This is a genomic window from Streptomyces sp. NPDC028907, from assembly GCF_055564995.1.
This window is the reverse complement of the sequence record NZ_JBVHVE010000001.1, coordinates 575,756-602,125: the sequence shown is the minus strand read 5'-3', so window position 1 is coordinate 602,125 and position 26,370 is coordinate 575,756. Positions and strand designations below refer to the sequence as shown.

General features: G+C 71.5%; 27 protein-coding genes and 1 pseudogene. 10 read left to right on the top strand and 18 right to left on the bottom strand.

The window, feature by feature from the left end; all coding sequences use genetic code 11:
• Positions 1-53 precede the first annotated feature (53 nt).
• The 3 genes from glnII to ACZ4UU_RS02745 all read right to left on the bottom strand — a co-directional run bounded on the left by glnII (position 54) and on the right by ACZ4UU_RS02745 (position 2,509).
• Complete coding sequence (glnII, locus tag ACZ4UU_RS02755; protein WP_468036097.1) at positions 54-1,085, bottom strand: glutamine synthetase; 1,032 nt, start codon at positions 1,083-1,085, stop codon at positions 54-56.
• A gap of 246 nt (positions 1,086-1,331) precedes the next feature.
• Positions 1,332-2,021, bottom strand: a complete 690-nt coding sequence (locus tag ACZ4UU_RS02750; RefSeq protein WP_468036096.1) for an RlpA-like double-psi beta-barrel domain-containing protein — start codon at positions 2,019-2,021, stop codon at positions 1,332-1,334.
• 119 nt (positions 2,022-2,140) lie between these two features.
• Positions 2,141-2,509, bottom strand: coding sequence for an arsenate reductase family protein (locus ACZ4UU_RS02745; RefSeq protein ID WP_468036095.1), 369 nt, complete (start codon positions 2,507-2,509; stop codon positions 2,141-2,143).
• 266 nt (positions 2,510-2,775) lie between these two features.
• Here ACZ4UU_RS02745 and ACZ4UU_RS02740 point away from each other — a divergent pair, with 266 nt between their 5' ends.
• Complete coding sequence (locus ACZ4UU_RS02740) at positions 2,776-3,102, top strand: hypothetical protein (protein WP_468036094.1); 327 nt, start codon at positions 2,776-2,778, stop codon at positions 3,100-3,102.
• Positions 3,103-3,177: 75 nt separating this feature from the next.
• Here ACZ4UU_RS02740 and ACZ4UU_RS02735 read toward each other — a convergent pair whose 3' ends face one another.
• Complete coding sequence (locus ACZ4UU_RS02735) at positions 3,178-4,371, bottom strand: winged helix DNA-binding domain-containing protein (RefSeq protein ID WP_468036093.1); 1,194 nt, start codon at positions 4,369-4,371, stop codon at positions 3,178-3,180.
• A 275-nt stretch (positions 4,372-4,646) separates the two neighbouring features.
• On the opposite strand from ACZ4UU_RS02735, the gene ACZ4UU_RS02730 reads away from it, so the two are divergent.
• Together ACZ4UU_RS02730 and ACZ4UU_RS02725 are read left to right on the top strand one after the other, a co-directional pair.
• The gene (locus ACZ4UU_RS02730; RefSeq protein ID WP_468036092.1) at positions 4,647-5,996 is read left to right on the top strand and encodes a DUF2252 domain-containing protein; all 1,350 of its coding nucleotides are present in this window, start codon (positions 4,647-4,649) and stop codon (positions 5,994-5,996) included.
• Positions 5,997-6,236: 240 nt separating this feature from the next.
• Entirely contained in the window at positions 6,237-6,524 is a 288-nt protein-coding gene (locus ACZ4UU_RS02725) for a hypothetical protein (protein ID WP_468036091.1), read from the top strand.
• 46 nt (positions 6,525-6,570) lie between these two features.
• On the opposite strand, the gene pspAB is transcribed toward ACZ4UU_RS02725, so the two are convergent.
• From pspAB to glnA, 4 genes are all read right to left on the bottom strand, one after another.
• A complete protein-coding gene (pspAB, locus tag ACZ4UU_RS02720; RefSeq protein WP_468036090.1) occupies positions 6,571-7,155 on the bottom strand; it encodes a PspA-associated protein PspAB in 585 nt (194 codons plus the stop codon).
• 2 nt (positions 7,156-7,157) lie between these two features.
• Positions 7,158-8,075, bottom strand: coding sequence for a zinc metalloprotease HtpX (htpX, locus tag ACZ4UU_RS02715; protein WP_468036089.1), 918 nt, complete (start codon positions 8,073-8,075; stop codon positions 7,158-7,160).
• Positions 8,076-8,198: 123 nt separating this feature from the next.
• On the bottom strand, positions 8,199-8,471 hold the full coding sequence (locus ACZ4UU_RS02710; protein ID WP_468036088.1) for an SCO2583/SCO2584 N-terminal domain-containing protein: 273 nt from the start codon (positions 8,469-8,471) through the stop codon (positions 8,199-8,201).
• 119 nt (positions 8,472-8,590) lie between these two features.
• Entirely contained in the window at positions 8,591-10,000 is a 1,410-nt protein-coding gene (gene glnA, locus ACZ4UU_RS02705; protein ID WP_468036087.1) for a type I glutamate--ammonia ligase, read from the bottom strand.
• A 197-nt stretch (positions 10,001-10,197) separates the two neighbouring features.
• Here glnA and ACZ4UU_RS02700 point away from each other — a divergent pair, with 197 nt between their 5' ends.
• Positions 10,198-10,665, top strand: coding sequence for an RDD family protein (locus ACZ4UU_RS02700; RefSeq protein ID WP_468036086.1), 468 nt, complete (start codon positions 10,198-10,200; stop codon positions 10,663-10,665).
• Positions 10,666-10,753: 88 nt separating this feature from the next.
• Here the strand turns inward: ACZ4UU_RS02700 and ACZ4UU_RS02695 are convergent, their stop codons facing one another.
• From ACZ4UU_RS02695 to lipA, 3 genes are all read right to left on the bottom strand, one after another.
• Complete coding sequence (locus ACZ4UU_RS02695) at positions 10,754-11,455, bottom strand: DUF4191 domain-containing protein (protein ID WP_468036085.1); 702 nt, start codon at positions 11,453-11,455, stop codon at positions 10,754-10,756.
• 65 nt (positions 11,456-11,520) lie between these two features.
• Positions 11,521-11,721, bottom strand: coding sequence for an SCO2195 family GlnR-regulated protein (locus ACZ4UU_RS02690; RefSeq protein WP_234768113.1), 201 nt, complete (start codon positions 11,719-11,721; stop codon positions 11,521-11,523).
• A 257-nt stretch (positions 11,722-11,978) separates the two neighbouring features.
• Positions 11,979-12,944 (bottom strand): lipoyl synthase, encoded by a 966-nt coding sequence (gene lipA, locus ACZ4UU_RS02685; protein WP_468036084.1) that lies wholly within the window; start codon positions 12,942-12,944, stop codon positions 11,979-11,981.
• 49 nt (positions 12,945-12,993) lie between these two features.
• Between lipA and ACZ4UU_RS02680 the strand changes: the two are divergent.
• Positions 12,994-13,161, top strand: a pseudogene (locus tag ACZ4UU_RS02680) (cobyrinate a,c-diamide synthase); the annotation flags it as partial.
• A 58-nt stretch (positions 13,162-13,219) separates the two neighbouring features.
• On the opposite strand, the gene lipB reads toward ACZ4UU_RS02680, so the two are convergent.
• Positions 13,220-14,020 carry a lipoyl(octanoyl) transferase LipB gene (lipB, locus tag ACZ4UU_RS02675; RefSeq protein ID WP_468036083.1) on the bottom strand — a complete coding sequence of 267 codons (801 nt, stop codon included), beginning with the start codon at positions 14,018-14,020 and terminating at the stop codon, positions 13,220-13,222.
• Positions 14,021-14,300: 280 nt separating this feature from the next.
• Here lipB and ACZ4UU_RS02670 point away from each other — a divergent pair, with 280 nt between their 5' ends.
• Positions 14,301-15,740, top strand: a complete 1,440-nt coding sequence (locus tag ACZ4UU_RS02670) for a regulator (RefSeq protein WP_468036082.1) — start codon at positions 14,301-14,303, stop codon at positions 15,738-15,740.
• A 130-nt stretch (positions 15,741-15,870) separates the two neighbouring features.
• On the opposite strand, the gene ACZ4UU_RS02665 is transcribed toward ACZ4UU_RS02670, so the two are convergent.
• Both ACZ4UU_RS02665 and ACZ4UU_RS02660 read right to left on the bottom strand, forming a co-directional pair.
• Positions 15,871-17,262, bottom strand: a complete 1,392-nt coding sequence (locus ACZ4UU_RS02665) for an NAD(P)/FAD-dependent oxidoreductase (RefSeq protein WP_468036081.1) — start codon at positions 17,260-17,262, stop codon at positions 15,871-15,873.
• A gap of 204 nt (positions 17,263-17,466) precedes the next feature.
• The gene (locus tag ACZ4UU_RS02660) at positions 17,467-18,366 is read right to left on the bottom strand and encodes a TIGR01777 family oxidoreductase (protein WP_468036080.1); all 900 of its coding nucleotides are present in this window, start codon (positions 18,364-18,366) and stop codon (positions 17,467-17,469) included.
• Between the two features lie 70 nt (positions 18,367-18,436).
• Between ACZ4UU_RS02660 and ACZ4UU_RS02655 the strand changes: the two genes are divergently transcribed.
• A complete protein-coding gene (locus ACZ4UU_RS02655) occupies positions 18,437-18,934 on the top strand; it encodes a GNAT family N-acetyltransferase (protein ID WP_468036079.1) in 498 nt (165 codons plus the stop codon).
• Between the two features lie 32 nt (positions 18,935-18,966).
• On the opposite strand, the gene ACZ4UU_RS02650 is transcribed toward ACZ4UU_RS02655, so the two are convergent.
• Entirely contained in the window at positions 18,967-20,151 is a 1,185-nt protein-coding gene (locus ACZ4UU_RS02650) for a MarP family serine protease (protein ID WP_468036078.1), read from the bottom strand.
• A gap of 1,360 nt (positions 20,152-21,511) precedes the next feature.
• Between ACZ4UU_RS02650 and ACZ4UU_RS02645 the strand changes: the two genes are divergently transcribed.
• Positions 21,512-22,255, top strand: a complete 744-nt coding sequence (locus ACZ4UU_RS02645) for a peptidoglycan recognition protein family protein (protein ID WP_468036404.1) — start codon at positions 21,512-21,514, stop codon at positions 22,253-22,255.
• A 102-nt stretch (positions 22,256-22,357) separates the two neighbouring features.
• On the top strand, positions 22,358-23,305 hold the full coding sequence (locus ACZ4UU_RS02640; protein ID WP_468036077.1) for an alpha/beta fold hydrolase: 948 nt from the start codon (positions 22,358-22,360) through the stop codon (positions 23,303-23,305).
• Here the strand turns inward: ACZ4UU_RS02640 and ACZ4UU_RS02635 are convergent.
• On the bottom strand, positions 23,190-24,317 hold the full coding sequence (locus ACZ4UU_RS02635) for a lipid II:glycine glycyltransferase FemX (protein ID WP_468036076.1): 1,128 nt from the start codon (positions 24,315-24,317) through the stop codon (positions 23,190-23,192). The genes ACZ4UU_RS02640 and ACZ4UU_RS02635 overlap by 116 nt on opposite strands.
• Before the next feature lie 229 nt (positions 24,318-24,546).
• Between ACZ4UU_RS02635 and ACZ4UU_RS02630 the strand changes: the two genes are divergently transcribed.
• On the top strand, positions 24,547-24,753 hold the full coding sequence (locus ACZ4UU_RS02630) for a hypothetical protein (RefSeq protein WP_468036075.1): 207 nt from the start codon (positions 24,547-24,549) through the stop codon (positions 24,751-24,753).
• A 16-nt stretch (positions 24,754-24,769) separates the two neighbouring features.
• Here ACZ4UU_RS02630 and ACZ4UU_RS02625 read toward each other — a convergent pair whose 3' ends face one another.
• Entirely contained in the window at positions 24,770-25,288 is a 519-nt protein-coding gene (locus ACZ4UU_RS02625; RefSeq protein ID WP_468036403.1) for a DUF4240 domain-containing protein, read from the bottom strand.
• An 80-nt stretch (positions 25,289-25,368) separates the two neighbouring features.
• Entirely contained in the window at positions 25,369-26,370 is a 1,002-nt protein-coding gene (locus tag ACZ4UU_RS02620; RefSeq protein ID WP_468036074.1) for a helix-turn-helix transcriptional regulator, read from the bottom strand.

Here is a 26,370-nt window from a genome sequence, read left to right as displayed (position 1 = left end):
GGCGCCCACCACGACGGTGGACGCCCCTTCGGGGAAGCCGGGAGCCGGGCGGATCAGACCTGGCCGGCCTTCTCCAGCGCGGAGCAGCACGTGTCGACGAGCAGACGCGTCACCACGTACGGGTCGACGTTGGCGTTCGGGCGGCGGTCCTCGATGTAGCCCTTGCCGTCCTTCTCGACCTGCCACGGGATACGGACCGAGGCGCCGCGGTTGGAGACGCCGTAGGAGTACTCGTTCCACGGGGCGGTCTCGTGCAGACCGGTCAGGCGGTCGTCGATGCCGGCGCCGTAGTTCTTGACGTGGTCGAGCGGCTTGGAGCCCTCACCGAGCGACTCGCACGCGGTGATGATCGCGTCGTATCCCTCGCGCATCGCCTTCGTCGAGAAGTTGGTGTGCGCACCGGCGCCGTTCCAGTCGCCCTTCACCGGCTTCGGGTCCAGCGTCGCGGCGATGCCGAAGTCCTCGGCGGTGCGGTAGAGCAGCCAGCGGGCGACCCACAGGTGGTCGGAGACCTCCAGCGGGGAGACCGGGCCGACCTGGAACTCCCACTGACCGGGCATGACCTCGGCGTTGATGCCGGAGATCGCGAGACCGGCGGCCAGGCAGTTCTCCAGGTGGGCCTCGACGACCTCACGGCCGAAGATCTCGTCGGCGCCGACACCGCAGTAGTAGCCGCCCTGCGGGGCCGGGAAGCCGCCCTTGGGGAAGCCGAGCGGGTAACCGTCCTGGAAGAACGTGTACTCCTGCTCGATACCGAAGATCGGCTCCTGGGCGGCGAACTTCTCCGCCACCTCGGCGAGCGCTGCACGGGTGTTGCTGGCGTGCGGGGTGAGGTCGATGTTCAGGACCTCGCACAGCACCAGGATGTCGTCGCCGCCGCGGATCGGGTCGGGGCAGGAGAAGACCGGCTTGAGCACGCAGTCCGAGGCGTGGCCCTCGGCCTGGTTCGTGGAGGACCCGTCGAAGCCCCAGATCGGCAGCGAGTCGACACCGGCGGGAGAACCCGTCATGATCTTCGTCTTGGAACGAAGCTTGGCCGTCGGCTCGGTGCCGTCGATCCAGATGTACTCAGCCTTGAAGGTCACGGGCCACATCCTTCGGGGGTGGGTCTAGGCGCACTTGCGGGTGCTGCGGCGCAGCGGCACTGAGGCGCCGCACTTGATGCCCGCGAGCCTGTCAACAGGCGATTTCCCGATCATTGCCCGAATGTGAACCCCGTGTTACCGGCCGACGGTGTGGCGAGCTTCACGCCCGCCCGCACAAGCGGGGTCCCGCCACCCGTGGCCGCGAGCGGCGGGACCCCTGACACGTACGGCGTGGTTACCGGAGCCTCACCCCACCTTCTCGATCACCGCTCGCCGGATCAGGAACTTGCCGGCCTCTCGCACCTGCTCGAACGCCGCGTTGTTGAGCAGCACGCAGCTGCCGGAGACCGAGGTGACCTCCACCGTCGTGGACTTGTTGTTGTCCAGGTTGGTGACCTTCAGCTTCGTACCGGCCGGGAACTGGCTGCTGGAAGCGGCCGGGGCCCCGCCCTCACCGGAGAGCGTGACCGTCGACCCGTTGCAGACCTGCTGCCCCGAGGCCGCGGCACCGCCGCCGTTGCCCGCCGCGTCCCCCGCGTTCCCGGCGCCCTCGGCGCCTCCCGCCTCCTCGGCACCCGCCGGAGCACTCGGCGCCGCCGGCTGTGCGGCCTGGGAGTCCTGAGCCGACTCCCCGGCGACACACCCGGACGCCTCCTGCTGGACCTTGATCTGCGCGATCACGGCCTCGCGGTTGGCGATCCGCGCTTCGGACTGGGCGTCGGGATCGGCCCGTTGCCCGTCGATGAACCGCTGGTTGTTGCCGAGTGCGGTGGCGAGCCCCTGGCAGACGGTCGAGTCCGCGGCGGACTTGACCGTCGGCGCCTGCGAGGCGTTCGAGGTGTTCGCCATGACGAAGGCGCCGCCTCCCGCCACCGTCGCCGCACTCACCAACAGCGCGAGCTTCTTCTTTGCACTGACAGTTCTCCTACGCGACATGCGCGCCTCCTGAAGAGGTCGGGGAGCGTACGCCGCTATGTACGAGATACCGAACGTAGTTACTCAGTGGTCATGCGAGCCGCTCAAGTAACCTGCGTCACACCCGCCTTGGGAGCCCCTCAGGCGCCCTCCCGTGACAGCGCGTCCCGCACGGCCTCCTCGCTGCGCCCCACCACTGCCGTACCGTCCTGCGCCGTGATGATCGGCCGCTGGATCAGCTTCGGATGCTCGGCCAGCGCCCGCACCCACCGCTCCCGCGAACCCGCGTCCCGGGCCCACTCCTTGACCCCGAGCTCCTTGGCCTCGGCCTCCTGGGTCCGGGTGATGTCCCACGGCTCCAGCCCCAGCCGGTCGAGCACCTCCCTGATCTCGTCCTCGCTCGGCACGTCCTCCAGATAACGGCGGACGGTGTAGTCGGCCCCTTCGGCGTCGAGCAGTGTCAGGGCGCTACGGCACTTGGAACAGGCCGGATTGATCCAGATCTCCATGTCGCTCACGGTATCCCGAGCCGCCCGAGCCGATCCCGGACCGGGCCGCCGCCACCCTCCCGAGCCAGCCGGTGTTCGAATTTTCCGCCACCTCAACCACATCTCGCGACCCCACCGTGACAGAGACACAATTTCGTTGCTGACCAGGCCATTTCAGCGAACGCCCACACCCCCCGATTGTCAGTGCCGGGCAGTAAACTGTAAGCAGTGTTCGAGAGCGTCGCCGGGCAAGCCGGACGGCGCTCCACCGCGACAGGAGGATGCCTGTGCCCGCTGCCGCACTGAAGCAGAAGCCGGCCCGGAGGCCGCTGCCCACCCAGTCCACCGCGCAGCACCCGGTGCTGCTCGACCTGCCGTACGCGCCCGTGGAGAAGCGGCCGCTGCCGCCGGGCCGTCCGCGCGAGTGGTACATCACCCACAACCGCCGCCTCAAGGCCCTGCGCCTCGCGATAGCCCTCCTCGACACGGGCGTCTACATGCCCAACCAGGCCCGCAACGAGACGATCCGCAGCACAGCCGAGACGATCGGCGTCCACCCGCCGTCGGACACGACGTGCCACATGGTGCGGGCGCTCATGAGGTACTCCAGGTAAGCCGCGCCACGCCGGGTGCCCTCAGGACCACGGGCACCCGGCACCCGGTACCCGGCATCGGGCGACGGCCCACCGCTACGCCGACAACTCCCGCTCCAACGGCGTCCGGAACCGAGGCGTCACCCGAGCCGCCCCCACCCACCCCCGCAGCCGCTCCGCCTCCACCGCGACCGCCGCCTCCACGGCCCGCCGCTCCACGCTCCCCAGCTTCTCCAGCAACCGCCAGACGACCTCCCCGTCCCTGCGCTGGGCCCATCCGCCCACCACCCGTCCGTCCCACCACACCGTCGGCCCCACGTTGCCACTCCGGTCGAACAGCTGCGGCCACAGCTCCGGCGCCAGATACCACTCGCGCCGCTGCCACCCCATCGCCGTGGGGTCGAGCCCCGGCAGCAGTGCCGCCCACGGCTCCTCGGGCCCCGCCACCGGATCGACGTCGCCGTCGACGACGTACCCCGTCCCCTCGTCGAGGGACACGGCCCGCGCCCCCGTCGCCGCCAGCGCCCGGCGCACCTCGGTGACCCGCCACCCCGTCCACCACTTGAGGTCGGCCTCGGTCGCCGGCCCGCACACCGCGAGCCAGTTCCGCAGCAGCTCCGCCTGCGCCCCGGCGACGTCCAGCTCGGGATGCGCGGGTGCCGGCGCCCACCGGAACTGCGAGGACGTCCAGGAGCCCAGCGGCCGACCCCGCACCACCTTCCCCTCGACGCCCAGCACCCGCAGCAGCCGCGTCGAGACGGTGTGCACCCCCTCGTAGCTCTTGCCGGCCGCGTACACGAACTGCTCGCGCAACCGCGGCTCGTCCTGGGCGAGTTCGGCCGCCGTGGCCTGTCCGCGCCGCGCGAGCGCGGCCAGCGTCGACGCCTCGACCTCCGTCAGCCAGGCAGCGTCCGGCGCCCCCGCCGTCGCCATGTGCTTGACCAGCGAGGCCCGCTCCCGGGCGGCCACCGCGAGGCCGGTCGAGGCGTGCACGACGGCCGTCAGCCGGGTGGGGAAGACGAACACGGTGTGCCGCATGCCGTGCATCCGGACCAGCGCCCGCTCCTCGTACAACGCCCGCTCGGTCTCCGCCACGGTCTTCGCGGGCTCCGCCAGCCGCGCCCCCACGGCCAGGTACACGGTCGCCGGGTCGGTGCCGTGCAGCGCGACGAGCGACTCCGCGACCTCCTCCGGGCTCCCGGCCCGCGCCGCCCCCGCAAGCCGATGCCGCAGCCCCAGCCGAGCACGCCGCTCCGCCGCCCCGATGTACCGCAGTCCGTCACGCCCCATCCCGACCTCCACCCGTCGCGTACCAGTGACCGCATCCTCCCCGACGCCACTGACAACGGCCCCCGCGCGCCCGACGGCCCGTCACCCGATTGCCGTACCCGGCATGCGTCCACCCCCGGCCCCGCCTTCACTGCGATCAGGAGGTGACGGACCTCGCCCCGAGCGGGCGTGGCGGCGGGAGGCGCGATGGGCAGGCACGGCATACGAAGGCCGGTCGACGGGTCGGCCGTACCCGTACCGGCGCTCAGGGCGGACGTACACAGAACCCTCTCCCCATGACGACCCCCGCCACCCCTGCCGACCGGGCGCTTCGCGGCAAGACCGCCCGCAAGCTGGTCCCCCGGTCCGCGCACGCCGCCTGGGTCCCCTCCGTGGACCGCCCCGACCCCGTCGCCGTACTGGAACGCCAGGGCCGCGACCGGCTGCCGGAGCTGCTGCCGATCAGATACGGCAGGATGGCGGCGTCCCCCTTCGCGTTCCTGCGCGGCGCCGCCGCCGTGATGGCCGCCGACCTCGCCGCCGCCCCGCACACCGGCCTCACCGTGCAGCTGTGCGGCGACGCCCATCTGCTCAACTTCGGCCTGTACGCCTCGCCGGAACGCTCCCTGCTCTTCGACCTGAACGACTTCGACGAAACGTTCGGCGGACCCTTCGAGTGGGACGTCAAACGGCTCGCCACCTCGGTCGCCGTGGCCGCCCGCGAGATCGGCCACCCCGACGCCAAGGCCGGCCGAGCGGCCCTCGCGGCGGTGACGGCGTACCGCACCACCATGCGGCGGCTGGCCCGGCGCGGCGAACTGGACGTCTGGTACACGAGCATCGAGGCCGACCAGCTTCTGCCCCTGGTCCGCTCCACCCGCGACCGCCGCCGCGTCGAGGCCGGCCTCGGCCGCGCCCGCCGCCGCACCAGTCTGCGGGCCTTCGGCCGGCTGACCGAGGTCGTCGACGGCCGCCGCCGCATCATCCACGACCCGCCGCTCCTCGAACCCGCGGGCATGTCCGACATGGCCTCGCTGCGCAAGATCTTCAGCGACTACCGCTCGACCCTCACCGAGGAACGCCGACTGCTCCTCGACCGCTACCGCTTCGTCGACGCCGCCCGCAAGGTCGTCGGCGTCGGCAGCGTGGGACTGCGCTGTTTCATCGTGCTGCTCGCCGGGCGGGACACCGACGACCCTCTGTTCCTCCAGATCAAGGAGGCGCGGCCGTCCGTACTGGAGGAGCATCTGCCGAGCGGTCCGTACGTCCACCCCGGCCATCGCGTCGTCGCGGGGCAGCGGCTGTTGCAGGCGGCCAGTGACATCTTCCTCGGCTGGATGTCCGGGCCGCAGGGCCGTGCCTTCTACTGGCGCCAACTGCGCGACATGAAGGGCTCCGCGGACGTCGCCGGGATGAGCCCGGACGACCTCCTCGCCTACGCCCGGCTGTGCGGCACCGCCCTCGCCCGGGCACACGCCCGCTCCGGCGACCGTATCGCCATCGCCGGCTACCTCGGCAGTGCCGACACCTTCGACCGGGCGGTCACCGACTTCGCCCTGGCCTACGCCGACCAGACCGTCACCGACCACACGAGCCTGGGCGCGGCCGTCGGGGCGGGGGTGATCACCGCCGCGCCCGGGGTCTGACCACCTCAGACCCGCCCGGCGCCCCCGCCACGGGAAAAGGGGGTGCACGCCCGGTGACCGGATCCCTACGCTGGACACGCGTAACGGAGCAGCTCACGCCGCTTCGCGCAGGGCAGGCGTCACCCTGCGGACTCGACGCTAGTCTCTACGCACCGACGGACGGTCGCCCTTCCCCTGGGTTGTGTCCCTCGTGTTCACCGCTCAAGATCCAGATTCGATCCACGCTCACGGAGGCCCGTGATGGGCACCATCGTCATGTCCGGGACAGTCGTCCTGGTGATCTTAGGATTCGACAACCACCTCTACTGGCTGGCCGCCGTCGCGGTGCTCTTCCTCTACTCGCAGTACGGCCGGAGCTCCTCCGCGCCGAGCGGCAGGGCCGGGGGAGGGGCCTCGGCGGGAAGCTCCATGCCCGCGGACTACCGGTCCTACCGCGACCGCCGTGACATGCAGGCCAAGTGGGAGCGCCGCTACCGCCGCGAGCGCCCCCTCGAAGCCCGTCGGCAGGAGCGTGGGAAGAGCAAGTGAGACCAGTTCCGCTGGTAGCGCGCCCGCAGCCCGAGGCGCCTTCCGGTCACAGACCGGGGGCGCCCCACAGCGGGAACCAGCGGCCCAGGTCCTGCTCGATCCGCAGATCGTTCGTGAGGGCCGCCTTGACCCGCAGTTCCAACGAGTTGTCGCGCCGCTCCGCGGTGCCGGACAGCGGCGCGAACGGGTAGAAGGTGCCCCGCTTGTAGAGGTAGACGAGGGCGAGCCGCCTGCCCGCGTCGTCCTCGAACCCGGCCAGCGAGCACAGCAGCTGCGGCCCGAACCCGTTGACCTCCATCGCGCTGTTCACCGCGTGCAGGTCGTTGACCAGCTCCGGCAGATCGTCGGGCTTGCGCGTGGAGACCAGCCACGAGTAGCCGTAGCCGTCCCGCGTCAGCCGCACCGGCCGCCCCTCGCGCTCGGCGTCCGCGTCCAGCAGCGCCTGCACCTCGCGGTGCGTCTGTTCGAAGACGGCGCCCTCGACCGTCGCGAAGCACACCGCCCCGCTGCCCGTCGGCCGGAACCCGGCCGCGACCTCCAGGGTCACCGCGGCCGACGGCAGCGCGAAGAGCTGGTCGAGATCGGGCGCGACCGGCTTCGTACGGCCGAACAGGATGTCCAGCAGCCCCATGCTCACACCCCTCCGGGAGCCGCGGCCTCGCCCAGCTCGGCGGAGATCCGCCCCAGCTGGTCGAGCCGCTGCTCCAGGCTCGGGTGAGTGGAGAAGATCCGCGCCACGCCGGGCTCGCGGCCCAGCGCGGGCGTGAAGTAGAAGGCGTTGAAGGCCTGCGCCGTCCGTAGGTCCTTCGTCGGGATCCGGGCGATGTCGCCGGAGACCTTGGTCAGCGCGGAGGCCAGCGCCGAGGGCCGCCCGGTGAGCAGCGCCGCGGCCCGGTCGGCGGCCAGCTCCCGGTACCGGGACAGGGCCCGGATCAGCAGGAAGCTGATCGCGTACACGGCCGCCGACACACCCATCACGGCGGCGAAGACCACGGCGGTGTTCTGATCCCGCCGCCCGCCACCGAAGAGCTGACTGTAGAACGCGAACCGCACGATCAGCCCGGCGATCACCCCGAGGAACGAGGCCACCGTGATCACGGCGACGTCCTTGTGCGCCACATGCGACAGCTCGTGCGCGAGCACACCCTCCAGCTCGTCCGGCTCCAGCCGCCGCAGCAGCCCCGTGGTCACACAGACCACGGCATGGTCGGGGTTGCGCCCGGTCGCGAACGCGTTCGGCATGTCCATCTCCGACACGGCGACCACGGGCTTCGGCATGTCGGCGATGGCGCACAGCCGGTCGACGACCCCGTGCAGCTCGGGATACTCCTCCCGCTCCACGACCCGCCCCCGCATCGCGAACAGCGCGACCCGGTCGGAGAAGAAGTACTGCGCCCCCAGCAGTCCCGCTGCCACGACCACGACGAGCACCCAGGACTTCAGCAGAAATATCAACGCGACCACGAACGCCACGTACAACAACCCGAGCAGAAACAGAGTGATCCCCATCCGGGCGGTCAACCGCCGATCACTCCGGAACCGGCTCTGCATCTCGCATCACCCCGCGCGCACACTCAGGCACTCGTCCCACTGCCCAGTGTGCACCCGGTGACCCCCATGAACGGGTCGTGATCGGCCCTAGGGCCAGCAAAGGCCGCAGGGAGCGGCCGCCGCCTAGTAGGCCCCGCGGAAGTTGACGTAGCCCAGCAGCACGATCACCCCGGCGACGCAGCCGAGCACGATGGCCGTGGAGATCCAGCCCGACCGGCGCTGCCGTCGCGCCACATGATCGGGCTCGGCCCGGAACGGCACCGGCCCGGGCGGGTTCTCCTTCCAGCGGGCGGCGAGCATCCGGGCCCGGGCCGAGGGCTCCTTGTGCTCGGCGCTGTCCGCCCAGCGCAGATCGAACTCGCGCTCCTGGTCGTCCTGTTCGTGCCGCTCCGGCATCTCGTCCACCCCCGTGTCGTCCCAGCGACAGAAGAATAGAACATACGCCCGCGCCCCCGCCGTCGGTATGACAGCGGGGGCGCGGGCGCGATGCCTGGGTCAGGCGTCGACGGTGCCGATCACACGTCGAAGTAGAGCTCGAACTCGTGCGGGTGCGGACGCAGCTGCAGCGGCGCGATCTCGTTCGTGCGCTTGTAGTCGATCCACGTCTCGATCAGGTCCGGCGTGAAGACGTCGCCCTGGAGGAGGAACTCGTGGTCGGCCTCGAGCGAGTCGAGGACGGCCGGGAGGGAGGTCGGGACCTGCGCGACGTTCGCGTGCTCCTCGGGAGCCAGCTCGTAGAGGTCCTTGTCGATCGGCTCGGCCGGCTCGATCTTGTTCTTGATGCCGTCCAGGCCCGCGAGCAGCAGGGCCGAGAAGGCCAGGTACGGGTTGCCGGAGGAGTCGGGCGCGCGGAACTCGACGCGCTTGGCCTTCGGGTTGGAGCCCGTGATCGGGATACGCATCGCGGCGGAGCGGTTGCGCTGCGAGTAGACGAGGTTGATCGGGGCCTCGAAGCCGGGCACCAGACGGTGGTACGAGTTCACCGTCGGGTTGGTGAAGGCCAGCAGCGACGGGGCGTGCTTGAGGATGCCGCCGATGTAGTAGCGGGCGGTGTCCGACAGGCCCGCGTAACCGGCCTCGTCGTAGAAGAGCGGCTGGCCGCCGGTCCACAGCGACTGGTGGACGTGCATGCCCGAACCGTTGTCACCGAAGATCGGCTTCGGCATGAAGGTCGCGGTCTTGCCGTTGCGCCAGGCGACGTTCTTCACGATGTACTTGAAGAGCATCAGGTCGTCGGCCGCGGCGAGCAGCGTGTTGAACTTGTAGTTGATCTCGGCCTGGCCGGCGGTGCCCACCTCGTGGTGCTGGCGCTCGACCTTCAGGCCCTGCTTGTCCAGCTCCAGGGAGATCTCGGCACGCAGGTCGGCGAAGTGGTCGACCGGCGGAACCGGGAAGTAGCCGCCCTTGTAGCGGACCTTGTAACCACGGTTGTCCTCGAGGGCGCCGGTGTTCCAGGCGCCCGCCTCGGAGTCGATGTGGTAGAAGGACTCGTTCGCGCCGGTGGCGAAACGCACGCTGTCGAAGACGTAGAACTCGGCCTCAGGACCGAAGTACGCGGTGTCCGCGATACCGGTGGAGGCGAGGTAGGCCTCGGCCTTCTTGGCCACGTTCCGCGGGTCACGGGAGTACTGCTCGCCCGTGATCGGGTCGTGGATGAAGAAGTTGACGTTGAGGGTCTTGTCCCGGCGGAACGGGTCGACCCGGGCGGTCGACAGGTCCGCGCGCAGCGCCATGTCGGACTCGTGAATGGCCTGGAAACCACGGATCGACGATCCGTCGAAGGCGAGCTCCTCGTCCGGGTCGAACGCCTCGACGGGCACCGTGAAGTGCTGCATGACGCCCGGCAGGTCGCAGAAGCGGACGTCGACGAACTTGACGTCCTCGTCCGCGATGAACTTCTTGGCCTCGTCGGCGTTCTGGAACATCCAGCTCCTCCTACTCCCGACCGTCCGACCGGGGTGGTAGTTCGTTCGTGCGGCCAGTGCGGTGGCACACGCTGTCCTCGACCCTAGGGACGGGTGATTTCTCGGGCGTGACCCATTTGTTTCGCACACGTTAACCGGACATCCCGCACCTCACCCCACCTGTCCACATCGCAAAACGTGCACAGTACGGTGGTCGGGTGGACAAGAGGCAAGCAATCGGATCCTGGCTCTCGGGCCCCCGCGCGGCCGCCGAGGAAGCGGGTGTCGACTTCGGATACCGGGGTCAGCAACTCGGCCTTCCGGAGGACGGGCCGGGCTCCATCGCCCGCCCGGGACGACGGCTCGGAGCACTGGCCGTCGACTGGGGCATCAGCCTGTTGATCGCATACGGTCTCATCACCGACGGCTACGGCCAGGCGACCAGCAACTGGGCGCTGCTCCTCTTCTTCCTGATGAGCGTCCTGACCGTCGGCACCGTCGGCTACACCCCGGGCAAACGCCTCTTCGGCCTCCGCGTGGTCACCCTGGAGACCGGCACGGTCAACCCGCTGCGCGCCCTGCTGCGCACGGCCCTGCTGTGCGTCGCGATCCCGGCCCTGATCTGGGACCGCGACGGGCGGGGGCTGCACGACCGGCTGGCGCGGACCGTGGAAGTACGCATCTAGCGGCCGTATTCCTCACGTACGACGAAGGGGGCGCCCGGAGTGATCCGGGCGCCCCCTTTCTCGTACGAGCTTTCTCGTGCGAGGGAGATCAACGGGCCTTCGGTCCGCCCTTCGGCAGCTTCATGCCCTTGGGCATCGGGCCCTTCGGCAGCGGCATGTTGCTCATCAGGTCGCCCATGGCCTTCAGCCGGTCGTTGGTGGCGGTCACCTGGGGGCCGGTCAGCACGCGGGGCAGCTTCAGCATGGTGGTGCGCAGCTTCTTCAGCGAGACCTGGCCCTCGCCGACACCGACGACCAGATCGTGCACGGGCACGTCCGCGACGATGCGGTTCATCTTCTTCTTCTCGGCGGCCAGCAGGCTCTTCACCCGGTTCGGGTTGCCCTCGGCGACCAGCACGATGCCGGCCTTGCCGACGGCCCGGTGCACCACGTCCTGGCTGCGGTTCATCGCCACCGCGGGCGTCGTCGTCCAGCCCCGGCCGATGTTGTCCAGGACGGCCGCTGCCGCGCCCGGCTGGCCCTCCATCTGCCCGAAGGCCGCCCGCTCGGCCCGGCGCCCGAACACGATCGCCGACGCGAGGAAGGCGAGCAGCAGGCCCAGGATGCCGAGATAGATGGGGTGCCCGATCAAGAAGCCGATCGCGAGGAAGACACCGAAGGTGACGATTCCGACAGCCGCGAGTACAAGACCGATCTTCTTGTCGGCCCTGCGGGTCATCTTGTAGGTCAGAGCGATCTGCTTGAGTCGCCCGGGGTTCGCAGCGTCCGCTGCCGTGTCCTTCCTCGCCATGCCACGAAGTCTACGTGGCCCGGGGAGCGCCGACGACGGCAGTGCCGTGACGGACGGGGCAGGGCTCAGGGGCGGACGACGGTGACCTGGTCCAGGACGCGCTGTGCCTCGACCCGGTCCTTGGCGCGACGGCGGTCCTCCAGCACGGACGTCCAGGCGTTGCGACGGGCGGTGCGCTGGCCACTGCCCATCAGCAGCGACTCGACGGCACGCAGTGCAGTGGTGAACGACGGGATGGCGGTGGCGCGAACGGGCGCGGCCTGCATGGTGGAGGTCCCCCCTCGGGAATGGCGGCTTTGGTGAGTGGTGCACGGGGTGTACAACCAGGGTCACTGATTGGTGTTACCAGGGCGTGACCGACCGGTCAAACACCAATGAAGCCTTGATGTGTGGCCCGAAATGCTTGACGCGGCCCTGATGGGCCCCCTATCTGCGGGGACGTCCAGGGCCGCGTCAATCGGCCACTGCCGAGGGGCGGTTGCTTGTGCGCAGGTTCACATGAGCCGGGTGGCACTCCGTGCCATCAGACGGCCTGCGAGGCGACGTACGAACCACGCTTCTCGATGGCCATCTGGTACAGCCGGCCGGCACGGTAGGAGGACCGGACCAGCGGGCCGGACATCACACCGGAGAAGCCGATCTGCTCGGCCTCCTCCTTCAGCTCCACGAACTCCTGCGGCTTGACCCAGCGCTCCACGGGGTGGTGGCGGACGCTGGGGCGCAGGTACTGCGTGATGGTCACCAGTTCGCAGCCGGCGTCGTGCAACTGCTGCAGCGCCTCGCTGATCTCCTCGCGGGTCTCGCCCATGCCGAGGATCAGGTTGGACTTGGTGACCAGGCCGTAGTCGCGGGCCTCGGTGATGACCTTCAGGGAGCGCTCGTAGCGGAAGCCCGGGCGGATGCGCTTGAAGATGCGGGGGACCGTCTCGACGTTGTGCGCGAAGACCTCGGGGCGGGAGGCGAAGACCTCCTCCAGGAGCTCCGGTACGGCGTTGAAGTCGGGGGCGAGGAGCTCGACCTTGGTACGGCCGGCCTCGCGCTCGGCGGTCTGCTGGTGGATCTGGCGGACCGTCTCGGCGTACAGCCAGGCGCCGCCGTCCGGGAGGTCGTCGCGGGCGACGCCGGTGATGGTGGCGTAGTTCAGGTCCATGGTGACCACGGACTCGCCGACGCGGCGGGGTTCGTCGCGGTCGAGGGCCTCGGGCTTGCCGGTGTCGATCTGGCAGAAGTCACAGCGTCGGGTGCACTGGTCGCCGCCGATGAGGAAGGTCGCCTCGCGGTCCTCCCAGCACTCGTAGATGTTCGGGCAGCCGGCTTCCTGGCAGACCGTGTGCAGGCCCTCGCTCTTCACGAGGTTCTGCATCTTCGTGTACTCGGGACCCATTTTCGCCCGGGTCTTGATCCACTCGGGCTTGCGCTCGATGGGGGTCTGGCTGTTGCGGACCTCCAGGCGCAGCATCTTGCGTCCGTCGGGTGAGACTGCGGACACGTCGGCTCCCTGTAGCTTCGATTCTTCGGCGTACACCAGGGTACGCCCGTGCGTTTTGCCTCTCCGGGCTGGGCAACCTTGCGGAACGTCGGCGCATTCCTGTGGGCCCCACGTTTCCTCGCCCCCGCCGCCCCTACCCGTCCCATCCCTGGGGGCTGCGCCCCCAGACCCCCGCCATCGGCCCTGCGGGCCTCGTCCTCAAACGCCGGACGGGCTGAACAACCCAGCCCCTCCGGCGTTTGAGGAGCGGCGGGGGCGAGGAGCCCGGGGTTGGGTCACGCGGCCGGGGTCTTCTCGATTTGCCTGGGCTTCAGGTCCGCGTTCTCCAGTACGGCCTTCAGGTGGTGCTCCACCACAGGCAGCACCTCGTCGATCGTCACGTCCCGCCCGAGCTCACCCGCCAGCGAGGCGACCCCCGCATCCCGGATCCCGCAGGGGATGATCCGGTCGAACCACTTGTTGTCGGGGTTCACGTTCAGCGCGAAGCCGTGCATCGTGACGCCCTTCGCCACCCGGATCCCGATCGCCGCGATCTTGCGGTCCTCGCGCCGCTGGCCGGCGTTGGAGGGGGCGTACTCGGGCCCGTTCAGACGGGGGTCGAACTCCTCGTCGGTGAGCCGGGGGTCGAAGTCCAGGGCGAGGCCGCCGAGCGCCGGGCGCTGCTCCACGGGGTCGCCGAGGACCCAGACCCCGCTGCGGCCCTCGACCCGGCTGGTCTCCAGGCCGAACTCCGCGCAGGTGCGGATCAGGGCCTCCTCCAGGCGCCGGACATGGGCCACGACGTCCACGGGGCGGGGCAGCTTCTGGATCGGGTAGCCGACCAGCTGGCCCGGGCCGTGCCAGGTGATCTTGCCGCCGCGGTCCACGTCGATGACGGGGGTGCCGTCCAGGGGCCGCTCGTTGTCCGCCGTGCGCCGGCCGGCCGTGTACACCGGAGGGTGTTCGAGCAGCAGGACCGTGTCGGGGAGCTCGTCCTCGAACCGCGCCGCGTGCACCCGGCGCTGCTCGTCCCACGCCTCCTGGTACTCGACGGCGTTCGCGCCGAACCCCATACGGACGAACCGCAACTCACTCACGGCAAGCGCCTCCCTAGAAGCACCGGAAAGTCGTAAGGCACAAAGCGTGCCTACGCCACTGTACGACCGGCTTGTTCGGGTGACGTCTCACGGTCCGCGTCAGCCCGGCAGGGCAATCCTCACACGATCGGATGAATGGGCGGGGAAATGTGCGATCGGCTGCTTACTCTCCGCTACATTCGCGCCGTTCGAGAGGCCAAAAGGGCTGCTCACCGGCAATCCGGGCACTCGGCGGCCGTAGGGGGCCGCGAGGTCCGAAAGGCAGGAGACCGCACCGCAGATGACGGAACGACCCGCGCAGCGCACTCCCAACCGCCAGCTCGCCGCGCTCATTGCAGAAGCGGGATTCTCCAACGCGGGTCTCGCCCGCCGGGTGGACCAGCTCGGCCTCGAACACGGGCTTGATCTCAGATACGACAAGACATCGGTCACCCGCTGGCTGCGCGGGCAGCAGCCGCGCGGCACGACGCCCGCCCTCATCGCCGAGGTCTTCACCCGTCGCCTCGGCCGTCGGCTCTCCGCCCAGGACCTCGGGCTCGACGCCTGCGCGCCCGTGTACGCGGGGCTGGAGTTCGCCGCGACCCCCGAGGAGGCCGTCGACATCGTCAGCGGCCTGTGGCGCAAGGACTCCGGCAGCCATGCCGAGCTACGAAAGATCGCTTTCACGCCGGCCGGGCTCGTCGTGCCCAGCCGGGACTGGCTGATCGGCCGCGCCGACGAGAAGGTCGCCCGGGGCGAGCCGCTCGCCCGCATTCCGGTCCAGGGCCGACCCCCGGCCGTACCCCGCCAGCGCGGCCAGGCCGAGCGCGGCCCCGGCCAGAAGGTCACCGGTGGCGACATCGCCGCGCTGCGCTCGGTCGGCGAGCTGTTCCGCTCCCTCGACGACATGTACGGCGGCGGGCACGCCCGCCAGGCCCTCGTGCGCTACCTGGAGCACGAGTGCGAGCCGATGCTGCGCGGCACCTACGGCGAGCAGACCGGCCGCCGGCTGTTCCAGGCCGCCGCCGACCTCACGAGGCTCGCGGGCTGGACGTCGTTCGACATCGCGGCGCACGGGCTCGCCCAGCGCTACTTCGTGCAGTCGCTGCGCCTCGCGCAGGCCGCCGGGGACCGGGCGTTCGGCTCCTACGTCCTGGTCACCATGAGCCGCCAGGCCGTCTATCTCGCCCATGGCCGGGAGGCCGTCCAGCTCGCGCGGGTGGCCCAGCAGGGCGTGGGCACCAGCGCGCCCCCGGTCGTCCAGGCCCTGCTGCACGCGTGTGAGGCGCGCGGGCACGGCGTACTGGGCGAGGTGCGCGCCTGTACGGCCTCCCTGGTGCGGGCCGAGCGCGCCCTCGAAGCGGCGCGGCCCGGCGACGACGTTCCGCACTGGGCGCGGTTCTTCGACGAGGCACAGCTCGCCGACGAGTTCGGGCACTGCCACCGGGATCTTCAGCAGTTCCGGGCGGCGGCGCAGCATGCGGAGCGGTCGTTGCAGCTGCGGGCGCCCGCCTATGCCCGCAGCCGGTTGTTCTGCCGGGTCGTGCTCGCCTCCGCGCGGCTGGGGCTCGGTGAGCTCGATCAGGCCTGTGCGCTGGGGGCGGAGGCGGCGGGCGCTGCCGCGGAGATGCGGTCGGTTCGGGCGATCGAGTATGTCCGGGACTTCGAGCGGAGGTTGGAGCCGTACCGGGATGCGGCACCGGTGCGGGGGTATCGGGACAAGGTCGCGGCGCTGCTGTAGGGGGCTCGCCGCAACTTCGAACGGTTCGTGGCCGAGTGCTGCCTTCGTTGTGGCTGGTCGCGCCCACGCGGCGGAGCCGCGGATCGACACAGCCCCGCGCCCCTTACAGGGCGCGGGCGCCCTGCACCTGTCAAGCCGCTGCTCGTAACGGTTCCGCCCTGTTCATGGACCCCGCCGCCCCCAGGTCCGTCAGAATCGCCGCCGCGGCCCTGTGGGCCGAGTGGAGGGCGCCCTGGACGGTGCTGGTGTCTCGGTGGTCGCCGCATACGTACAGGCCCGCCAGGAGGCGTACCGGGCGGCGTAGGTCGTGGGGTGGGCGCATCGCGGGGACGGCCTCGGGGGTGTGGTGTACGGCGAGGGTCTCCCAGCGGGTGGTGGAGCTGCCGTAGAGGCGGGACAGGTGCATCCGTACGGCCGTGTCGATGTCGGGCGGCGGGGTGCCCAGCACCGTCGAGGAGATGAGGGCCCGGCCCGCCGGTGCGCGGGTCGGGTCCACCTGGCTGATCACCGCCGTGTGCGCGACCGGGCCGCCCCGGTCGGCGTCGAGCAGGAGCGAGGCGCCGGTCGTGGGCGGTTCGTCCGTCGTGTGGTGGACGACGGTCACCGGGTGGAAGTCGGGTACGCGCAGGCCGGGCAGCAGCTCGGCGGCGGTCCGGGCGTCCGTCGCCAGCAGGACGGCCCGGCACCGTATCTCGCCGTGCTCGGCGGTGGTGACGCAGGTCGTGGCGATCGACGTGACGCGTACGCCGGTGTGCACGGTGCCCGGCGGCAACCCCTGGGCCAGCAGTTCCGGCAGCGCCTCGGCGCCACTCTCGGGCAGGCACAGGCGTCCGCTCGCGAAGGCGCGCAGCGCCAGGTCCGCGCATCGGCTGGAGGTCGTCAGATCCGGGTCGCACAGCAGCGCGGCGAGCAGCGGACGCAGGAAACCGTCGATCGTGCGTGTGGGGACCCCGCGCTCCGCGAGGGCCTGTGCGGCCGGCAACTCCGGGCGGGCCAGCAGCCGTTCGACGGGGGCGGTGGCGAGCCGGGCGAGGGAGGCACCGAGCCGGGCCTGGTCGACGGCGGTGCCCAGGGGGGCGCCGGCCCGCACCCTCGGCAGGGTCGTCGGGCCTGGGATGCCGCGTACGGCAGCTGTCCTGGGCGTCCTGGGGGCGCTTGCCAGGGCGCGCACCGCGTGGAGTGCGCCCCTCGCGCGCCTCGCGCTCTTCGGGATGACGAACGCGCCCGCGCGCTGCCGGCGCCCGTCGCTGTGCAGCAGTACGCCCGGCGTGAAGGGGCGCAGTGCCAGCGCGTCGAGGCCGGGTGTCAGGCGTAGCTCCGGATACGACGTCGACAGAAGCTGTCCGATCCGGTCGAGCCGGAACCCGTCGATCTTCTCGGTCGACATGCGACCGCCCGGGCAGGGGGCGGCCTCCAGGACTGCGGTCCTCACTCCTGCGCTGGTCAGTCGATGCGCCGCGGAGAGTCCGGCGACCCCGGCTCCCACGATGACGACGTCCGCCTGGTACGCGGGCTCAAGCACGTGCCCCTCCTCGAGGTTGCGCGGCCGGTGGAGACGTCATGCCCCCAACAGGCGTCGGAGATACCCGAGTTCGGGACGAGGTTAGGGCCGTGACTGGTCGGAAACAGTCGCGCATGGACAGAGCACGGTCGCACGACGGTCGCATACGGACGTCCGCCCCTGTTCGGGCGGTACTCCGCGATTGCCGCGGGAGCCCCCTCTCCGCTACCCGACGGCCGCCCGGATCGCCCCCTCGATGTCCGGGAACGCGAAGGTGAAGCCCGACTCCAGCAGGCGCTTCGGGAGGACCCGTTGGCTGCCCAGTACATCCCCGGCCATCTCGCCGAGGACCGTGCGCAGTACGGGGGCCGGGACCGCGAAGAGGGTCGGGCGGTTCAGTACGCGGCCCATGACCTCGGTGATCTCACGGTTCGTCAGCGGCCGCGGTGCGGTCACGTTGAAGGGCCCCGACAGGCCGTCGGTGTCGATCAGATGCCGGATCGCGGCGACCTCGTCGTGCAGCGAGACGAACGACCAGTACTGCCGCCCGTCGCCCATGCGGCCGCCCAACCCGGCCTTGAACAGCGGGAACAGCCGCCCCCAGGCCCCGCCCCGCCGGGCCACCACCAGCCCCGTGCGGGGGAACACCGTCCGCACGCCGGCCGCCTGCGCGGGCGCCGCCGCGCCCTCCCAGTCCACGACCAGCGAGGGCAGGAAGCCCTCCCCGGGCGGCGCGCTCTCGTCGACGGTCCGCTCGCCGGTCTCGCCGTAGTAGCCGATCGCGCTGCCGTTCACGAAGACCCGCGGCGGCTTGTCCAGCGAGGCCATCGCCTCCGCGAGCGCCGCCGTACCCTGCACCCGGCCGCTCCGGAGCCTCGCCTTGTACGCCTCCGTCCAGCGTCGCGAGCCCACGTTCGCGCCGGCGAGATTGACCACGGCGTCACACCCGGCGAGCCCGGCCACGTCCACGTACTTTCGCTCGGGATCCCATCGCACCTCGTCCGCCGAACGGGGCGCGCGCCGCACCAGCCGTACCACCTCGTGCCCGTCCGCGACCAGCGATCGCACCAGGGCGCCTCCGATCAGTCCGGAGGAGCCGGCCACCGCGATTCTTGAAAGTTCCATAACCTCATCCTGTCTCTGACCGCATAAAGTCCCGGTCGGCTCCCCGGATCCCGGTCGTAGGGTGACGCGCATGTCCGATTCGTACGTACCCCGTATACGCGCCGCCCTGCCCGACGACGAGGAGGAGCTCGCGCACCTCGACCGGGTCACCTGGTCGCCGCTGCACGCGGTCATGCCCCGACCGCGGCCGCCGTACCGGCCGTTCTTCGACGAGCGGCACGCCCCCGAGGACCATCTGGTCGCGGAGCTCGACCGGCGCATCGTCGGCTACGTCCGGCTGGCCCTTGCCACTCCGCTCGCCTGCAACGCGCACGTCCGGCAGATCCAGGGCCTGGCCGTCGCCGACCAGGTCCGTGGCCGTGGCGTCGGCCGGACGCTGATCCGCGCGGCCGTCGCGGAGGCCCGCCGCAGGGGCGCTCGTCGGCTCACCCTGCGCGTCCTCGGCCACAACACACCGGCCCGCAAGCTGTACGAGTCCGAGGGGTTCGTGGTGGAGGGGGTACTGCCCGAGGAGTTCTTCCTGGACGGGGCGTATGTGGACGACGTGCTCATGGGGCGCGGTCTCTGACGGACCGCGGATGCGTGGGTGAGGCAAGCGCCTCAGGAGGTGACGAGGTCGCCCGTGTCCACCGGCGCCGTCGCGTTCGCCGCCCGCTTCGCGTCGGAGGCGACCTCGGCCGCCGTCAGGACGTAGCCCGTCTCGACGTCGGAGGTGGAACGGGCGAAGACGACGCCGAACACCTTGCCGTCGGTGGTCAGCAGCGGGCCGCCGGAGTTGCCGGGACGGACGGTGGAGCGGATCGAGTAGATCTCGCGGGTGACGGTCGCGTCGTTGTAGATGTTCTGGCCGGTCGCCCGCACCCGGTTCGCGACCGTCGCCGCCTGGAGGTTGAGATCGCCGTCCTCCGGATAGCCCGCCACGACCGCCGAGTCTCCGCGCGTGGCGTCGTCGTCGAACCCCAGGACGGGGGCGCGCAGATCGGGCACGTAGAGCACGGCCACGTCCCGCTGCGGGTCGAAGAGCACCACGCGTGACTCGTACGACCGCCCGACGCCGCCGACCCGGACGCTGGGTGCGTCGATCCCGGCCACGACGTGGGCGTTGGTCATCACGTGCTGCGGAGAGTAGACGAAGCCGCTGCCCTCGCGGCCCTGGTTGCCCGAGACGCCCTCGATCTTGACGGTGCTGAGCTTGGCGGCGTTCGTCGCGGCCGCGGTGACGCTGTCGCCGGAGGGTTTGGCGACCTCGGCGGTCGACTCGTTCTCGAACGGGTTGAAGACCTGGGGGAAGCCCGCCTCGGTGAGGGCGGTGGTGGCCCGGGAGAACCAGGCGGGTGTCGTGTCCGGCATGGCGTCCTGCACGGTGCCGAGCAGTCGGGAGTCGCGGATCGCGGAGCTGAGCACCGTGGAGGAGGACGCGGCGAGGACACTCGCCGCCACCCAGGCCACGATCAGCACGGCCACCGAGTTGGCCACGGCCCCACCGACGCCGTCGGCCACCCTGAGCGGCCCCCGGTCCAGCTCCCGGCGCAGCCGCAGGGCCAGCCGGCCGGCCAGCTCGTGCACCACCACGGCCGGGACCAGCACCGTGAGCACGGCGATCACGGTCGCCTGCGTCGTACCCGGTGTGGCCAGGTCCATCATCCACGGCAGGAGCCATACGCCGATCACCGCGCCGCCCACGAAACCGGCCAGCGAGACGCATCCCGCCACCAGTCCGCGCCGGTAGCCGGACGCCGCGTAGGCCAGGATCACCAGCAACAGCAGGATGTCGAGCAGGTCCACAGAGCCGCCTTTCTCTCGGACCCCTTAGTACGCGCGTAAGGCGCCCGTTGATCAGCACACGCACACATGCCGCCAGGAACCGGCCACGCCGCGTTCACCTGGAGAAACGCCCCGCATCGGGACGATGGTTCCACTGCGTGTCACACCACACATCGCGGGCGGACGTGATCCGTCGGACAGTAGGACCATGCGTGCCTTCCGACGGGTCACCCGAAGGGTCTTCCGGCGAACGCGGGGGAGACGAAGACCACGTGCCGTACGAATACCTTGGGCCGCGGGGGCGGCGTGGGCTGTGCGGAGGGATGGGGCGGCGGGGACGGGTGGTCCCCCGCGGCCAGGAGATGCGGCTGCGGGGGAGGGCGGTCCGGCGTGGCCGGGGGATGCGGCTGCGGGGGAGGGTGGTCCGGCGCGGCTAGGAGATGCGGCTGCGGGGGAGGGCGGTCCGGCGCGGCTAGGAGATACGGCTGCGGGGGAGGGTGGTCCGGCGCGTTCCGGGGATGCGGCTGCGGGGAGGGTTGGGCCGCTGCGGTCGGGGGCTGAGGCCGCAGGGAGTGCTCTGGCTGCGTCATCGAGGGATGACGGCGCGGGGAGGGGGGAGGCGGCGCGGCCGGGGGATGAGGTCGCGCTGAGGGGACGCGCGGCTGTTCCCGACGGTGCTGGGCGGTCGGCGGATGAGGGCGCGGGCCGGGGGGTGGGTGGGGGGTCCTTGCGGGGAGCTTCCGGCGAGGCGGGTGCGGGCCGCGGTGGGCGGGAGGTGCCTCGGGCATCGGGCGTGGGTGGGCGCGGGCGGGCCGTGCCGCCGGGATCGGGAGCGGGGCCTGAGCTTTCGCTGGGATCGGGCGTGAGTGGCGGGCAGGGGGCGTCGCGCGTGCCCGACGTCGCCTCCCCGCAGGACGGTGCGCACGGGGACGCGGTGTGCCGGGCGGATGAGCGGCCTGCGCGGAAAGGGGCGGCCGAGGGTGGGCGGACGGGCCGGGAGGAGCGGCTGAGCGGGGGAGGGGAGCAAGCTGTGCCGGGTCGGGGGGCCGGGTGGGCGCCTGCGCGGGGAGGGGCGGCCGAGGGTGGGCGGACAGGTCGGCGGGAGGAGTCGGGCGGGGCAGCGGAGCAGGTCGTGCCGGAGGGGTGGGCCGGGCCTACGCCCGGTGCCTCGCAGCGGCCCCCTACCCGCCCCCGCGTCCGCCCTCGTCCCTGCTCCCGGCCCCGACCTCGGCGTCGGCAACGGCCCCGCGCCCGTTGGCATGCCCGGGCCCGACGGCTGTCCCGAGCCCAGGCGCAGGACCGGAGATGGCTCCGGCCCGGCGCCGGGTGGCAGGCCCGGGGCCGGTCGCGGGCCACGCCGGAGTGGAGTGTTCCGCCCGCTCTGCTCGTGCTGCTCGGCTGCCTGCCCGGCCTCGCCGCCGTTCTCGCGCTGGCGTTGTGCGCGAGCGGGGTCGAGCGCCTCGTCGCGGCGTCCGCGCGGCCGGTCGCGGCGCGCCCCGCCGCCTCGCACCTGGCACCCCGGCCGCCCATCGTGCCGAGGTCGGCCTGGCTGGACGACGACACCCGGCGTGCCCAGCCGCCACCGCGCTATGACGACAGGGTCGTCGCCGTCTTCGTCCACCACACGGACTCGCCCAACGGCTACGACTGCGCCGACGTACCCCGCATCATCCGGTACGTGTACGCGGGCCAGACCGGGTCCCGCGACTGGGACGACATCGGCTACAACTTCCTCGTCGACCGCTGCGGCACCATCTACGAGGGCCGCGCGGGGGGCATCGACCGGCCGGTCACCGGCGCCCACACCCAGGGCTTCAACCACCGCACCACCGGCATCGCCGCCATCGGCACCTTCACGGCCGGGGTGCCGGTGCCGAAGGCCATGACCGACTCGATCGCCGCGCTGGCCGCGTGGAAGCTGGGGATCTCCGACACGGACCCGCGCGCGAAGGTCCGGCTGACCTCCAGCAACAGCCAGAGCCGCTACGCCTCCGGCGCCCACGCCGCACTCCCGGCGGTCGCCGGTCACAACGAGGGCTACATGACGAGCTGCCCCGGCGCGGCCCTCGCCGCCCGCCTCCCGGAGATCAGGGAGACAGCGGCCCGGCTGCAGGGCAGAGGGTGACCGCGAGGCGCCGTCCGTCTCCCGAACGTCGAACCTAGGACCTCTAGGTATAACCTAGAGGTCCTAGGAACGATGCTGCGCGCGCCGACAAGGAGTCTCACGATGCCCACCCCCACCGCAGGCACCCTGCGTGTGCCCGGAGCGACCCTGCACTATGAAGTGCGCGGCCAAGGGCCACTTCTGCTGCTGATCCCCGGTGGAACGGGCGGCTCGGCCGCCTTCGACGGCATCGCCGACGGCCTTGCCGCCGAATACACGGTCGCGACCTACGACCCGCGCGGCATGTGCCGAAGCGTGCTGGACGACCCCGAGGCCGAGCAGCGGGTGTCCGAACACGCCGACGACGCGTTCCGGATACTGGAACTGCTGTCGCCCCGGGAGCCCGCCCGGGTGTTCGGCGCCAGCTCGGGCGCCATCGCCGCGCTGCACCTGCTCACGGTTCGTCCGGAACGCGTCGAACGCGTCGTGGCGCATGAACCGCCGGTGGTGGAGGTCCTTCCGGACGCGGCCGAACATCGCGCCCTCGTCGCGCGCGTGCAGGAGACCTTCCGCACCCAGGGGCTCATGCCGGCGATGACCGTGTTCGCCGCAGGGCTGACGAAGGACGGCGGCACCACCGGGCCGACGGCCGGAGCCAGGCTTCCGCCGCAGGCGGCGGCGCGGGCCGAGCGGACGATGGCGGACCTGCCGTACTTCGTCGGGCGGATCGTGCCGAGCTTCATGTCCTACGCCCCGGACCTCCGGCGGTTGGAGGCGCTGTCGCACCGGCTGGTGCTCGCCTGCGGCCAGGACTCGCGCGGCGAACTGCCCTACCGTCCGGCCGCCTTCCTCGCCGAGCGCCTCGGCACGCATCTCCTGCACTTCCCCGGCGGGCACACGGGCCTGACCACTCACCCCGCCGAGTTCGGCGAAGCCTTGGGGAAGGCATTCCGCGTCACCGCCGCCCCAGATAGACCCCCAACGCCCGCTGAAGCACTTTCCCCTGGCTCCCCACCGGCAGCTCCCACTCCCCGAGCTGCTCCACCGCACGGCCGCCCGCACCCGTCTTGAACAGGAGCCGGCCGCGCAGGCGGTCCTCGGTGAGGACGGGAGTGATGGAGCGCAGGTCGTACGTCTTGGCGCCCGCGGCTCGCGCGTCGCCCAGCATCCGCCACAACAACGCGCTGCTGGGGCGGAGTTCGCGGCCCCGGCGGCCGGACGCGGCATAGGAGTGCCACACGCGGGAGCCGACGCTGATCATGAGTGCCGCGGAGAGCACCTCGCCGTCGTACTCGGCGACGTAGAGCCGCAGCCGGTCGTCGTCCTCGGCGTTCAGGGCCGCCCACATACGCCGGAAGTAGTCCAGCGGGCGGGCCTTGAAACCGTCGCGGGCGGCGGTCACGGTGTAGAGGCGGTGGAACTCGGGCAGGTCGGCGGCCGAGCCCCAGGAGACACGGACGCCCGCCGCCTCGGCCGTACGCAGGGACTGTTCCCAGTGCGGCGCGAGGGCCCCGCGCAGTTCGTCCACCGGGCGCCCCGCCAACGGGATCTCACAGCCGTAACGCGGCTGCCCGACGCCGAAGCCGCTCCCGTCGTCCTCCTCGCACCGCCGCCACCCGAGCCGCCCCAGCCGCTCCGCGACGTCCAGCGCGTAGCCGTCGATGCCGTCCGGCGGCAGCTCGCGCAGATGACGTACGTCGGGGTCGGCGATGCCCTCCGCCACGGTCGCCGCGTCCCAGTGACGTACGACGAGGGGCGGGCCGATCCGGACCGAGAACGCCCCGATCTTCTTCAGGTGGGCGACCAGCGGGTCCAGCCAGCGCTCCAGACGCGGCGTACGCCAGTCGATCGCGGGGCCGTCGGGCAGGTAGGCCAGGAAGCGCCGGGTCCCGGGCAACGGCCGGTACAGGACGAGCGCCGTCGCGACCAGTTCGCAGTCCTCGAACCAGCCGATGCTCTCCGGCAGCCAGTCGGGCTTCACATCGCCCCACTCGGGGATCTGGAGATGGCTCGCGTCGGGATACCGCCGCAGCCGGGCGAGGTGCTCCGCGCGCGGTATCTCCCGCACGAACAGGCTGGTCATGGGCAGGTTGCTCCTGGTCGGGGGCGGCCACCCTAAGCCGGAGCTCACGGAACCGGTCAAGAGACGGGGTGTGAACGTTCCCGGCCTGCCCGGTGACGTCGGTCACCAGGCAGGGCCGGGGAGCCCCGGGCTCACAGGTTTCTCGTAGTCGGCTCAAGGATCCCCCCGAGACAGCCTCCCTATCGTCCTTCCTGTCGTCATGCACACGCACTGACCGGAGGCGGGGACCATGAGCAACAGGTACAGCGACAGCAGGAGCGGCAAGCGCGTCTGGACCGTCGTCTGCGCGGTCGTGTCCGTCGTCCTTGGGCCGGCCGCCGTCACGGCGTCCGCGCTCGGCCAGGCCAACAACGCGCCGATGCACCACGCCGTCAAGGCCGAGCAGACGCAGGCCTACATCCCGTCCGACCTGAGCCGCAGGCGCGCCGCGGTCTGAGCCGCGACGGCTCGGTTCAGTCCTTGAACCGTTCCCACAGCTTGGGATACCGCTCCGCCAGCGCCTGTTCGTTCTCGAAGTCGACCGGTGTGCCCTCCGGTTCCGCGGGGGCGGGCGGGATGCCCAGGTCGGGGGCGACGGTGCCGGTGAGCTGTTCGTACGCCTCGTCCGCGGCGTAGCCGAGTTCCTCCGCGTCGCCGTCGAACTCCTCGTCGAAGTCGTCCAGCAGGTCGGCGAGCGAGTCCGGGTCGTGCACACCGCCCTCGTACACCTCGCGGCCCTGGCCGATCAGCCAGCACCGGAAGAAGTCGAACGCGTCGTCGCTGGCCCCGTCCAGCAGAACCCAGGCGGCGCCCCACAGATCCCAGGTGTACGCGCGGTTGTAGCGGGCCTCGAAGTGACGGGCGAAGTCGAGCACCGCGTCCGGGTCCTGCTGGAGCAGCCGGTCCACGAGCAGGTCGGCCTGCTCCTCGGGGTCGCCCTCGGCCGCCTCACGGGCGCCGTCCACCAGCTCCCAGAACTCCGTCTCGTCCATCACGGGTCAAGCATCGGCCCTGTGGGGGTGCGACGCACGTGGAGTGGGGCGGATTGTTATCGGCGTACCGCATCTGCCCTTCACGAGCCGTACAGCGCGGCCAGCCGTGCCGCGTCCCTCGCGAAACGCTCCCGCAGTTCCTCCGGTGCCAGTACCTCGACCTCCGGGCCGAGTGCCGCGAGCTGGGTGTGCGCGACCTCCTCGGACTCCACCGGGAGCCTCAGTGTCACCCAGCCGTCCCCGTCCGGGGCGCCCGCCGCCCGCAGCGCCTCCCGCGCGGAGTGCGGATCGACGGCGTACGGCAACCGGCGCACCCCGCCCGGCGACACCCGCACCACGACCTCGGCCCGCAGCAGGGACCGCGCGAACTGCTCGGCCCGCTCGTCCCAGAAACCCGGCAGATCGAACTCCTCGTCCCGTTCGAACCGCTCGGACCGCGTGTCACCGGGGTCGACTGCCGTGAAGCGGTCGATGCGGTACACCCGGTACGAGCCGTGACCGCTGAGTCCGCCGTCTCCCGCGACCCGGGCGCACAAATACCAGACCCCCGCCTTCAGCACGAGCCCGTACGGCTCCAGCTCCCGCTCGACCTCGTTCTCCCCGCGCCGGTACCGGGCCACGATCCGGCGGTCGTCCCACACCGCGTCCGCGACGGCCGGCAGCAGGTCGGGGGTCTTCGGTTCCTTGAACCAGTTCGGGGCGTCCAGGTGGAACCGCTGGGCGGCGGAACGGGAGGCGTCGCGCAGGGAGGGCATGAGGGCCGCGGACACCTTCAGCCGGGCGGCGGACGCGGCGTCCTCCAGGCCCATCTCGCGCAGTGCGCCCGGGACGCCGCTGAGGAACAACGCCTCGGCCTCGCTCCGGCCGAGGCCCGTCAGGCGGGTCCGGTATCCCCCGATGAGCCGGTAACCGCCGGCCCGGCCACGGTCGGCGTACACCGGGACCCCCGCCTCCGACAGCGCCTGCGCGTCCCGCGTGACCGTGCGCTCGGACACCTCCAGCTCACGCGCGAGTTCGGCGGCCGTCATGGAGGGCCGGGACTGGAGCAACAGCACCATCTTGATGAGCCGGGCAGCACGCAT